Here is an 11,375-nt window from a genome sequence, read left to right as displayed (position 1 = left end):
ATGGTTGGCGTCCCGCCCTCGGTACCGGTACCGGCAGTCCGTGATGCGTCCGCGGTGCCCGCCGCCGCCCCCGGCGTGCCCGTACCCCGCCGGCCGGTCGAAGCGGCCGGCGCCTGGGAGCGGGTGCGGTGGTGGTACGAGAGCGCGCTCGGCTGGCCGACGGCCCCCGGAGTGCCGGTCCGGCTGCGCACGGGAGTCCGCTTCGACGTCCTGGACGTCCCGGCGAAGGCCGGTCACGCGGCGCTGGAACGGCTCGGGCGCCGTGGCACCGGCCCGCGGCGGCCCGGGTTCCCGGTGGCCCTGCGGGGTGAGCGGATGCTGCTCCTCGTGGCCGCGGGCGGTGCGGACGAGCTGCCCGGGCTGCTGGAGTGGCTGGAGTGGGGGTCCCTGCCGGTCGACCTGACGGCGGTCGGAGCAGGTGGCCTGGTCGAGGCGCCGCTGGGATCGGTGGCCGGCGTGATCGGCCAGTGCTGCCCGGGCGGTCAGGGCGGCGCGGACGGTCTCCTGGACCGTGTGCCCCCTGCCCCGGCTTCCGGTTCGGCGCTCCCGCCGCCGCGTCCCCCGGACCGCGACGGCCGGCTCCGGCGGGGGGCCGCCGTCTGGCTGCGGCCCCCGGAGCAGGGGTGCGAGGTCGAGGCCTCGCTGCCGACGCTGTCGGCCGTGGGCGGCGTCGGGTCCGCCCCCGATCTCGCCCGGCTGGTGCACACCCTGGCGACGGAATGCCACCGGGTCCGGCTCTCGCCGCCTCGGGCACTGGGTCTGTGACGTGCGGCGCGGCCGGGTGATCAGCCGTTGGCCTTCTCGTACGCCTCGCGGATGATCGCGGGGACACGGCCGCGGTCGTTGACCTCGTAGCCGTTCTCCTTCGCCCAGGCGCGGATCGCCGCGGTGTCCTGGCTGCCGCCCGAAGAGGCACGCGCCTTGCCGCGCCCGCCGGAAGCACGGCCCCCGGTGCGACGCCCGCCCTTCACGTAAGGCTCGAGAAGACCGCGGAGCTTGTCCGCGTTGGCGGTGGTGAGATCGATCTCGTACGTCTTGCCGTCCAGCGCGAACGTCACGGTCTCGTCTGCCTCGCCACCGTCGAGGTCGTCGACAAGAAGGACCTGAACCTTCTGTGCCACCGGATTTCCTTTCATCGATAACTTGAGGGACCGGACGTCCGCCGGCGTCCGCCGTATCGCCGTCCCTTGTTATATGCAGTACTGCAGTACGTCGGAAAGCAAACCGCTTTTGCCGGAAAAACACAAACCCCCGGCGGAGACCGGTAGCCCACCCCGGGACGGAAAGATGCGCGTTTCGGACATAGGGAACCCGCGTACGGTGCATCGGTGGAATAAACCTGGCGAAGGGCGGTCGTCGAAGCCCGTCGATGCCCGTCGAAGCCCGGGGCAGTCTGTCGGTTGCCCGGCGATCACAGATGCAGAAGCATCCGGCTGTTGCCCAGGGTGTTCGGTTTCACTCGTTCGAGACCCAGGAACTCCGCAACGCCCTCGTCATAGGAACGCAGCAGCTCCGCGTAGACATCCGTGTCCACGGGCGTCTCCCCGATCTCGACGAAGCCGTGCTTGCCGAAGAAGTCCACTTCGAAGGTCAGGCAGAAAACGCGGCGAACACCGAGCCAGCGCGCCGTGTCCAGCAACTTCTCCAGCAACCGGTGTCCGACGCCGAAGCCCTTCAGACCGGGCTTCACCGCGAGAGTCCGCACTTCCGCGAGGTCTTCCCACATGACATGCAGGGCGCCGCAGCCGACCACCTCGGCGTTGTCGTCCCGTTCCGCGACCCAGAACTCCTGGATGCTCTCGTAAAGCGTCACCATCGCTTTGTCGAGCAGGATGCGGTCACGAACGTACGCGTCGAGGAGTCGGCGCACGTCCGGGACATCGCTGGTGCGGGCCCGCCGGACGGTGATGGCTTTTGGCATGTGGGGGACGCTATCGCTCACCGGCGTCCGGTACCGAACCGGGGTTGGGAGCGGGCGTATCCGGTCGGGTATCGGGCGGGGTATCCGGACCCTGCACGATGCGGATGGCGTCTCTCAGCGCCTGGCGCTGTTCCTCGCTCATCATGCCGAAGAAGGCGATGAGGGCGGCGGCGGGGTTGTCGCTCTGCGACCATGCGTCGTTCATGAGCGCGGCGGCGTAGGCGGCGCGGGTGGAGACCGCCTCATATCGATAGGCCCGGCCTTCCGACTCGCGGCGCACCCAGCCCTTCTGATGGAGATTGTCCAAAACGGTCATCACCGTGGTGTAGGCGATGGACCGTTCCTGTTGCAGATCTTCCAGGACTTCTCGAACGGTCACGGGGCGGTTCCACTTCCACACCCTCGTCATGACCGCGTCTTCGAGTTCTCCCAATGGGCGAGGCACGCTTCGAACGATAGTGGGAGATCCGGGTGATGGCGTGCCGGAACGTGCCGGACGTGCGCGTTCGGTGGCAAACGGGCGCGAAAAGGGCGTACGACTTCCCGCGAAGGGGGATGCGGGGAGCCGTACGCCCGTGGGAGGAGGGGTGCCGGATCCGGGTGGCGCCGCCGGTCAGGCCTCGGGGTGGGCGGACGGCTGGCGGGCGCCCTCCGCTCGCGCGAGGGCGGCGTCGACGGCCGCGTCCTCCTTGGCCTTGTTGGCGCCGCCCTGGGTCTTCACGATCACCCTGATCACGCCGATGAAGAACACGGCCATGACGGCCGGGGGCAGGAGCGCGGAGACGTAGTCCATGGATCCAGGGTAGCCAGGCCGCCTCAGCCGGCGGCGAGGTGGTGCCGGGACTCGGGCTCGGGCGGGGCGGGCTTGCGGCGGGGGAACACCTCGCCCGGGGTGGGGACGGGGCGTTTGGGGGTGGCCGGCTTCGGGGCTGGCTGCTGTGCGGGCTTGCGGGGCGGGTCCTGCTCGGGCTTCTTGTCGGACTGCCGGCCGCCGGGGAGGGCGAGGAGGAGACGGGTGCCGGTGCGCGTGCGCGCGGCCGGGAGGGTGACCTTGGGGGTGGGCGGGGCCGGGGGCGCGCAGCGGGCCAGGAGGGCGGCTGCGGCGGGGTTGCCGCGCAGGGCGCCGAGCGCGGCCAGGTCGTCCGCGTCCGGGCGGTGTCCGGCGGCCAGGGCCTCTTCCAGGAGGGCGAGGTAGCCGGTGGCGGTGCCGGGGAGGGCGGCGCGGTACCGGGCGAGGTCGGCCACCAGGAAGGCACGCAGCCTGGCGCTCTCCCGCATCGCCTCGTCGAGCGACTCTGCGAGGTGGAGGCAGTCCTGGGCCTCCTGTGCCGAGACGGGGCTGGGCTTGAGGGCGAGGGCGAGGGCGCGCCGGAGCACACGCAGCTCCTGAGCACCGAACGCCATGCCGCCGCGGGATCCGTAGGGCGTGGGCATGTGGTGACGATACGCGCTAATCAGACAAACTCGGCATAAGTGGGTGGGGTGTGGCGTGGGGGCCACTCGGTTGCGGGTGCCTCCGGCGGTGGGGCGGGTGGGGTGCCTGCGGCGGTCCGTGCGGGTTCGGTGGGGTGCGCGTAGCGCGGTTGGTTCGGTGGTGGGTCCGGGCCGCGCCGGGGGGGTGTCCGTCGTCGGAACGGCGCGGAATCGGTCGGCTACGGGGCTGAACGGCGCGGACGCGCCAACCGCTGCGGGCGGACACCCCCCGACACGTCCCCTTCCCGCCGTACGCGGCCAACCGACCACGCGGGCTGCGCCGCCGCCGGGCGGGCGCCGCGCCAGCGTGCGCGGCTGCGGGCACGCCCCTCGAGCGAAGCCGAGAGTGGGGAAGGGCCCCGCAGCGCCGGGCCGCGCGACCCACCCCGGCGCCCACACCCGCGCCGGGTGGCCTGCGAATCCCGGTCCGCGGAGCCCTACGCCGCCCGAGCCCCGCGTCACCGCTACAGGCGGGACACGTTCCGCTCGTACACCAGGCGGAGTCCCATCAGGGTCAGCCACGGCTCGTGTTCGTCGATGACCGAGGACTCGCCCAGCACCATCGGCGCCAGCCCGCCCGTCGCGATGACCGTGACGTCGTCGGGGTCGTCGGCCAGCTCGCGGGCCATGCGGTTGACGACGCCGTCGACCTGGCCTGCGAAGCCGTAGACGATGCCGGACTGCATCGCCTCGACCGTGTTCTTGCCGATCACGCTGCGCGGCCGGGCGACCTCGATCTTGCGGAGCTGGGCGCCCTTGACGCCGAGTGCCTCCACCGAGATCTCGATGCCGGGGGCGATGACCCCGCCGACGTACTCCCCGCGCGCGCTGACCGCGTCGAAGGTCGTCGCCGTGCCGAAGTCCACGACGATCGCCGGGCCTCCGTAGAGCTCCACGGCCGCCACCGCGTTGATGATGCGGTCGGCACCGACCTCCTTGGGGTGGTCGGTGAGGATGGGCACGCCCGTCTTGACGCCCGGCTCGACGAGGACCGCGGGGACGTCGCCGTAGTAGCGGCGGGTGACCTCGCGGAGTTCGTGGAGGACGGAGGGGACCGTCGCGCAGATGGCGATGCCGTCGATGCCGTCGCCCAGCTCGTCGCCGAGGAGCGGGTGCATGCCCATCAGGCCCTGGAGGAGGACCGCGAGCTCGTCGGCCGTGCGGCGCGAGTCCGTGGAGATGCGCCAGTGCTCGACGATGTCCTCGCCGTCGAAGAGGCCCAGGACGGTGTGCGTGTTGCCTACGTCGATCGTCAGCAGCATGGCTTCTACTCCGCCGCTCGCAGGTCCAGGCCGATGTCCAGGATGCGGGAGCTGTGGGTGAGGGCTCCCACGGCCAGGTAGTCGACGCCCGTGGCCGCGTACGCCTTGGCGTTGTCGAGGGTCAGGCGGCCCGACGCCTCGAGGGCGGCCCGGCCGCCGACCAGGGCGACCGCCTCCTCGCACTCGGACGGGGTGAAGTTGTCCAGGAGGATCAGGTCGGCGCCCGCGTCGAGGACCTCGCGGAGCTGGTGCAGGGTGTCGACCTCGACCTCGATGGGAACGTCCGGGAAGCGTTCGCGGACGGCTTCGAAGGCCGCTGCCACGCCGCCGGCCGCGACCACGTGGTTGTCCTTGACCAGGGCCGCGTCCGAGAGGGACATGCGGTGATTGACGCCGCCTCCGCAGCGGACCGCGAACTTCTCCAGGCTGCGCAGGCCGGGAGTCGTCTTGCGGGTGTCGCGGACCTTCGCCTTCGTGCCCTCCAGGACGTCCGCCCACGCGCGCGTGGCGGTCGCGATGCCCGACAGGCGGCACATGAGGTTCAGCGCGCTGCGTTCGGCGGTGAGGATGTCGCGGGTGCGGGTGGTGACGGAGAGGAGCTTGTCGCCTTCGCCGACGCGGTCGCCGTCCTCCACGTGGCGTTCCACCTCGAACTCGTCCGTGCAGACGACCGAGAGGACCGCCTCGGCGACCCTGAGGCCCGCCACGACACCGGGCTCGCGGGCCGTGAAGTCGGCGGTCGCCACGGCGTCCTCGGGGATGGTCGCGACCGTCGTGACGTCCACGCCGCCCGCCAGGTCCTCCTGGATCGCCAGGTTCGCCAGGTCCTCGATCTCGACGGGGTCGAGGCCGGAGTCCAGGAGGAGTGCCGCCAGGGCCGGGTCGAGGCCGCACTCCATGTAGGTGTCTTCGTCGGTGTCCGCGCCGCAGGCGCAGCCGTCGCCGCAGCCTCCGCCGGAGGCGAGGGGAAGGTCGGGGGTGTTCACTGCTGTCACTGCTCCTGGGGGCGCTGCGTCGGCTGGGGAGAGGGGTTCGTCGGGGGGAATTCTGACGTGTCCGTGGTGTGCACGGCGAGGGTGCGGTCCGGGTTCAGGCGTACGACGATGTGCCGGCGCCACGTCGTGTCGTCGCGGTCGGCGTGGTCCTCGCGCCAGTGGCAGCCGCGGGTCTCCTCGCGCCGGGCCGCCGCCGCCACCAGGACGCGGGCCACGCAGAGGAGGTTGGTGGCCTCCCACGTGTCGACGCCCGGTTCGGACGTCTTGCCGTGCTCGTGCAGGGCTTCGCGGGCCTCGGTGTGGAGGTGGTGGAGCCGGTCCGCCGCGCGGGAGAGCGATTCCGCCGAGCGCAGGACGCCCGCGCCGTCGGTCATGATCCGCTGGATGGACAGGCGGGACTCGGGCGGGAGGAGGGGGTGCTCGGGCTGCTCGCGGTGCGGGAGGGCGGCCGGTACGCGCGCGTGCAGGGCGCCCTCCGCGTGGGCCGTCGCTATGTCGGCGGCGATGCTCTCGGCGTAGACCAGTCCTTCGAGGAGGGAGTTGGAGGCCAGGCGGTTGGCTCCGTGCACGCCCGTGCAGGCCACCTCGCCGCACGCGTACAGGCCGGGGACCGTGGTGCGGCCCGAGGAGTCGGTGCGGACGCCGCCGGAGGCGTAGTGGGCGGCCGGGGCGACCGGGATCGGCTCGGTGACCGGGTCGATGCCGTGTGCGCGGCAGGCGGCGAGGATCGTGGGGAAGCGGTTCTCCCACATCTCGGCGCCGAAGTGGCGGGCGTCCAGGTACATGTGCTCGGCGTTCTGCTGCTGCATACGGCGCGTGATGCCCTTGGCGACGATGTCCCGGGGGGCGAGTTCCGCGAGTTCGTGCTGTCCCCGCATGAAGCGCACGCCGTCGGCGTCGACCAGGTGGGCGCCCTCCCCGCGTACCGCCTCCGAGACCAGGGGCTGCTGGCCCTCCGCGTCCGGGCCCAGGAAGAGGACCGTGGGGTGGAACTGGACGAACTCCAGATCGCTGACCTCGGCGCCCGCGCGGAGGGCGAGCGCCACGCCGTCGCCCGTGGAGACGGCGGGGTTCGTCGTGGCCGAGAAGACCTGGCCCATGCCGCCGGTGGCGAGGACCACGGCGGGGGCGTGGACGGCTCCCACGCCGTCGTGCTGGCCCTCGCCCATGACGTGCAGGGTGACGCCGGCCGTGCGGCCGTCGGCGTCCGTGAGGAGGTCCAGGACGAGGGCGTTCTCGACGGTGCGGATGCCGTGCGCGCGGACCGCCTCGACCAGCGCGCGGGAGATCTCCGCGCCCGTGGCGTCGCCGCCCGCGTGGGCGATGCGGCGGCGGTGGTGGCCGCCCTCGCGGGTGAGGGCGAGACCGCCCTCGGTGGACTCGTCGAAGTGCGCGCCGGTCGCGATGAGGCGGCGTACGGCGTCCGGGCCCTCGGTGACCAGGGTGCGGACCGCCTCCCGGTCGCACAGGCCCGCGCCCGCGACCAGGGTGTCGTCCAGGTGCTGCTCGGGGGTGTCGCCCTCCCCCAGGGCCGCGGCGATGCCGCCCTGGGCCCAGCGGGTGGAGCCGTCGTCGAGGCGGGCCTTGGTGACGACGACCGTCCGCAGGCCCGCCGCCTCGCAGCGCAGGGCCGCGGTGAGGCCGGCGACTCCGGAGCCGACGACCACCACGTCCGCGGCGATGGCCCAGCCGGGCGCGGGGGCGTGCAGTCGTATGCCTGTGCTGGTCACGAGGCGGCTCCGAAGGTGAGGGGTACGTTGTCGATCAGCCGGGTCGCGCCGACCCGGGCGGCGACGGCGAGGACGGCGTCGCCGGTGTGGTCGTCGCCGATCTCGGTGAAGTCGGACGGGTCGACCAGGGCGAGGTAGTCCAGCTCCAGCGGGGGGTCGAGGCGGGCGGCGTCGTCGAGCACGAGGCGGGCGGCGGCGCGCACGGCTCCGGGGGTGCCCGGGGTGGCGTGCGAGACGGCGTGGGCGTCGGCCGCCGCTCGGGACTCGCCCAGGGCGCTCAGCGCCTCGGCACGCGCGTGTGTGGCGGGCACCTCACGGGCCCGCGCGCGCAGCGCCTCCTGGGCGGCGTGCCGGTCGAGGCCGGCGAACAGCGCCTGGGAGAGGGCGAGGGCGGTGCGGCGCTCCCGGGGCGAGAGGTAGCGGTTGCGGCTGGAGAGGGCGAGGCCGTCCTCCTCGCGCACGGTGGGGACGCCGACGATGTCCACGCCGAAGTTCAGGTCGCGGACCATGCGGCGGATCAGGGCGAGCTGCTGGGCGTCCTTCTGGCCGTAGAGGGCGAGGTCCGGGCGGGTGAGGTGGAGCAGTTTGGCGACGACGGTGAGCATGCCGTCGAAGTGGCCCGGGCGCGAGGCGCCCTCCAGGCGTTCGCCCATCGGGCCGGCGGTGACGCGGACCTGCGGTTCGCCGCCCGGGTAGACCTCGTCGACGGAGGGGGCGAAGACGGCGTCCGCGCCCGCCTGCCCGGCGACCCTCAGGTCGGCGTCCAGGGTGCGCGGGTAGCGGTCGAGGTCCTCGCCGGCGCCGAACTGGAGCGGGTTGACGAAGACGGTGGCGACGACCTCGCCGTCCGGGCCGGCCAGGTCGCGGGCCGTGCGGATCAGCGTGGCGTGGCCCTCGTGCAGGGCGCCCATGGTCATCACGACGGCCCGGCGGCCGTGCCGCACCCGCGCGTGGAGTTCGTCGGCCGTGCGCAGCAGGACGGGCGGCGGGGTGGTGGTCATCGGGCGTCTCCCTCGGTGCCGTCGGTGCCGTCGGTGCCGTCGGTGCCGTCGGTGCCGTCGGTGCCGTCTGTGTCCGTGGGGTTGTCGGTGCCGGCGGGGCCGTCGGCCGTGGTTGCGGTTCCCGTTCCGGTTCCGTCGGCGAGTACCCCGAGGAGGTCCTCGGCGAGTTCCGCCCTCAGCAGGCCGTGGTCCAGGGCCCGGTCGGCGGTCGCACGGGCCATCGCCACGTAGCCGGCGACCGCCTGCGGCGCATGCGCGCGCAGCTCCTCGATGTGCGCGGCGACCGTGCCCGCGTCCCCGCGCGCGACGGGTCCGGTGAGGGCCGCGTCGCCGGAGCGCAGGGCGTTGTCGAGGGCGGCGCCCAGCAGCGGGCCGAGCATCCGGTCGGGGGCCGCGACGCCGGCCGTGCGCAGCAGCTCCATGGACTGGGCGACGAGGGTGACCAGGTGGTTGGCGCCGAGGGCGAGCGCGGCGTGGTACAGCGGGCGTCGTTCCTCGGCGATCCACTCGGGCTCGCCGCCCATCTCGATGACCAGGGCCTCGGCGGCCAGCCGCAGCTCCTCGGGCGCGGTGACGCCGAAGGAGCAGCCGGCCAGGCGCTGGACGTCCACGGGGGTGCCCGTGAACGTCATCGCCGGGTGCAGGGCGAGCGGCAGGGCGCCGGCGCGCAGGGCGGGGTCCAGGACCCTCGCGCCGTACCGCCCGGAGGTGTGCATGAGCAGCTGTCCCGGCCGCACCGCCCCCGTCTCGGCGAGCCCGGTGACCAACCCCGGCAGGGCGTCGTCGGGCACGGTCAGCAGGACCAGCTCGGCGCGCTGGAGCACTTCGGCGGGCGGGACGAGCGGCACGCCGGGCAGGAGTGCCGCGGCGCGCCGTCTGGAGGCGTCGGAGACCCCGGAGACGGCCACCGGGCGGTGCCCGGCGAGCTGGAGAGACGCGGCCAGCGCGGGGCCCACGCGTCCGGCGCCGACGACGCCTACGGTGAGCCGCGCGGGGCGGTCCTTGGGGTCTGGCTGTGGGGTTGTGTTCACGCGACGGCGGCCTTCCCGTTCCAGTCCGCTCGGGGTACCGGACGATTTCTCGTCATGTTAACGCGATTGGTTCGGGGCACGTCCGGTCGTCCACAGGCTGTGGGTTTCCGCGCGGCGGCCCGGCACACGCCGCGGTGCGTCCCTGGCGGCGGCGAAACCCGGGTGCCCCCTCCACGGCCCACGCGGCATGATCCCGGCATGACCGATACGGCAGAGCAAGCTGGAACGACCGAGGAGCGGTACCGGCGGCTTCGGAAGCGACGCGTGGCCGTCCACCGCGACGCCCGGCGCCTGCTGGCGCGCCCGGGCCTCATCACCACCCTGCGGGAGCGCATGGCGCTGCTGGAGGGCGCCGCCGAGCTGTACGACCTCGACGAGCCCTCCGACATGTACGGCAACGGCATCGTGGCGGCGCTGGAGGAGAAGACCGCCGCCCTGCTCGGCACCGAGGCCGCCGCCTTCTTCCCGACCGGCACCATGGCCCAGCAGGTGGCCCTGCGCTGCTGGGCGGGGCGCACCGGCAATCCGGCCGTCGCGCTGCACGGGCTGGGCCACCCCGAGGTGCACGAGCGCGACGCCTTCAGCCGGGTCGGCGGCCTGCGCCCGGTACGGCTGACCGACGAGCCCAGGCAGCCGACCGCCGACGAGGTGCGCGGCTTCGACGAGCCGTTCGGCGCGCTGATGCTGGAACTGCCACTCAGGGACGCCGGCTTCCTGCTGCCCACCTGGGAGGAGCTGACCGAGGTCGTCGCCGCCGCGCGGGAGCGCGACGCGGTCGTCCACCTCGACGGGGCCCGCCTGTGGGAGTGCACCGTCCACTTCGGCCGCCCGCTCAGCGAGATCGCCGCCCTGGCGGACAGCGTGTACGTCTCGTTCTACAAGTCCCTCAAGGGCTACGGCGGTGCCGCCCTGGCCGGTCCCCGGACGCTGGTCGAGGAGGCGAAGGCCTGGCGGCACCGGTACGGCGGTCTGCTGTTCCAGCAGTTCCCCACGGTGCTGTCCGCGCTCGCGGGACTGGAGCGCGAGCTGCCCCGGCTGCCCGAGTACGTGACCCACGCGCGCGTGGTGGCCGCCGCGCTGCGCGAGGGCTTCGCGGCGGCCGGGCTCCCGTGGGCGCGGGTGCATCCCGAGGTGCCGCACACCCACGAGTTCCAGGTCTGGCTGCCCTGCGACGCCGACGACGCGGGCGAGGCCGCGCTGCGGCAGGGCGAGGAGACCGGGACGATGCTCTTCTCCCGGCCTTGGGACACGCGCGGTCCGGGGATCGCCTTCACCGAGATCGGGGTGGAGTCGGCAGGCCTGGAGTGGACGGCCGACGACGTGAAGACGGCGGTCGCCGACTTCGCGGCCAGGCTGAAGGCCTGACCTCTCGCGGCCGGGCTGCGGGTCCTACGGTCCGCGGCCGGGCTGCGGTCTCGACGGCTTGCGGACCGTTCGCGGCCGATCCGAGGGTCCGGCCACCCGCGGACCTGGCTGCGGTGCTGACCCATCGCGACCCGACTGCGCCCCGGCCCCCACGACCGGACTGCCGCTCCGGCCGCTCGCAACCAGCCCGCAGACCCGATCACCCACAGCCGGCCCGCGGCCCCGGCCACCCGCGACCGGTACAAGGGGATGACCGGTCACGCGGGCGTCCGGGTCACCGGGCCGCTGATCGGCCCAGGGCGCGCGGCCACAGCGACCACCACCGGCGCAGGGCGTGCCGCAGGCGGCCGTGGGCGGGGCGGCCGGCGAGCACCGCCCGGAACCGGCGGTGCTCGCGCCACTCGCGCACGACCTGCCGGTCCAGGGCCCCGGGTGCCGGCGGCGCGGGCTCTCCGAGCTGCCGGGCGCGGTAGGTGTCGAGGAGGTACTGCTGCGTGATGCTCATGGCGGATCGCCTTCTCCAGGTGACGTGGGAGTGGAAGTCGGGCTCCGCGGCTGCCCCGTGGCTCCAGACTGCGCCCGCGGCGAGCCGCGGTC

13 protein-coding genes are annotated in these 11,375 nt (G+C 73.8%); 2 read left to right on the top strand and 11 right to left on the bottom strand.

What is annotated here, in order from left to right; genetic code table 11:
- A complete protein-coding gene (locus ACFW47_RS11685; protein ID WP_386288405.1) occupies window positions 1-765 on the top strand; it encodes an SCO3374 family protein in 765 nt (254 codons plus the stop codon).
- Window positions 766-785: 20 nt separating this feature from the next.
- Here the strand turns inward: ACFW47_RS11685 and ACFW47_RS11680 are convergent, their stop codons facing one another.
- The 10 genes from ACFW47_RS11680 to ACFW47_RS11635 all read right to left on the bottom strand — a co-directional run bounded on the left by ACFW47_RS11680 (window position 786) and on the right by ACFW47_RS11635 (window position 9,413).
- Window positions 786-1,121, bottom strand: coding sequence for an Lsr2 family protein (locus ACFW47_RS11680; RefSeq protein WP_043371913.1), 336 nt, complete (start codon window positions 1,119-1,121; stop codon window positions 786-788).
- A 290-nt stretch (window positions 1,122-1,411) separates the two neighbouring features.
- Window positions 1,412-1,921 carry an amino-acid N-acetyltransferase gene (locus ACFW47_RS11675; RefSeq protein WP_217247885.1) on the bottom strand — a complete coding sequence of 170 codons (510 nt, stop codon included), beginning with the start codon at window positions 1,919-1,921 and terminating at the stop codon, window positions 1,412-1,414.
- Window positions 1,922-1,931: 10 nt separating this feature from the next.
- Window positions 1,932-2,366, bottom strand: a complete 435-nt coding sequence (locus ACFW47_RS11670) for a BlaI/MecI/CopY family transcriptional regulator (protein WP_386288402.1) — start codon at window positions 2,364-2,366, stop codon at window positions 1,932-1,934.
- 168 nt (window positions 2,367-2,534) lie between these two features.
- Entirely contained in the window at window positions 2,535-2,714 is a 180-nt protein-coding gene (locus ACFW47_RS11665) for a hypothetical protein (protein WP_053134922.1), read from the bottom strand.
- A 23-nt stretch (window positions 2,715-2,737) separates the two neighbouring features.
- A complete protein-coding gene (locus ACFW47_RS11660; RefSeq protein WP_386288400.1) occupies window positions 2,738-3,355 on the bottom strand; it encodes a hypothetical protein in 618 nt (205 codons plus the stop codon).
- A 503-nt stretch (window positions 3,356-3,858) separates the two neighbouring features.
- Window positions 3,859-4,656 (bottom strand): type III pantothenate kinase, encoded by a 798-nt coding sequence (locus tag ACFW47_RS11655; protein ID WP_217247883.1) that lies wholly within the window; start codon window positions 4,654-4,656, stop codon window positions 3,859-3,861.
- Between the two features lie 5 nt (window positions 4,657-4,661).
- The gene (gene nadC / locus ACFW47_RS11650) at window positions 4,662-5,642 is read right to left on the bottom strand and encodes a carboxylating nicotinate-nucleotide diphosphorylase (protein WP_386288473.1); all 981 of its coding nucleotides are present in this window, start codon (window positions 5,640-5,642) and stop codon (window positions 4,662-4,664) included.
- 5 nt (window positions 5,643-5,647) lie between these two features.
- On the bottom strand, window positions 5,648-7,381 hold the full coding sequence (locus ACFW47_RS11645) for an L-aspartate oxidase (RefSeq protein WP_386305637.1): 1,734 nt from the start codon (window positions 7,379-7,381) through the stop codon (window positions 5,648-5,650).
- On the bottom strand, window positions 7,378-8,382 hold the full coding sequence (gene panC / locus ACFW47_RS11640; RefSeq protein WP_386288396.1) for a pantoate--beta-alanine ligase: 1,005 nt from the start codon (window positions 8,380-8,382) through the stop codon (window positions 7,378-7,380). The genes ACFW47_RS11645 and panC overlap by 4 nt, the downstream gene beginning before the upstream one ends.
- Window positions 8,379-9,413 carry a Rossmann-like and DUF2520 domain-containing protein gene (locus ACFW47_RS11635; protein ID WP_386305636.1) on the bottom strand — a complete coding sequence of 345 codons (1,035 nt, stop codon included), beginning with the start codon at window positions 9,411-9,413 and terminating at the stop codon, window positions 8,379-8,381. Before ACFW47_RS11635 ends, panC begins: the two co-directional genes overlap by 4 nt.
- Window positions 9,414-9,611: 198 nt before the next feature.
- Between ACFW47_RS11635 and ACFW47_RS11630 the strand changes: the two genes are divergently transcribed.
- Window positions 9,612-10,778, top strand: a complete 1,167-nt coding sequence (locus ACFW47_RS11630) for a threonine aldolase family protein (RefSeq protein WP_386305635.1) — start codon at window positions 9,612-9,614, stop codon at window positions 10,776-10,778.
- 274 nt (window positions 10,779-11,052) lie between these two features.
- On the opposite strand, the gene ACFW47_RS11625 is transcribed toward ACFW47_RS11630, so the two are convergent.
- Window positions 11,053-11,283, bottom strand: a complete 231-nt coding sequence (locus ACFW47_RS11625) for a hypothetical protein (protein WP_386305633.1) — start codon at window positions 11,281-11,283, stop codon at window positions 11,053-11,055.
- Between the last annotated feature and the right edge of the window lie 92 nt (window positions 11,284-11,375).

This window comes from Streptomyces sp. NPDC058796, from assembly GCF_042745235.1.
In the GTDB taxonomy this organism is placed as follows: Bacteria; Actinomycetota; Actinomycetes; order Streptomycetales; family Streptomycetaceae; genus Streptomyces.
This window is presented reverse-complemented; position numbering and strand designations above follow the sequence as displayed.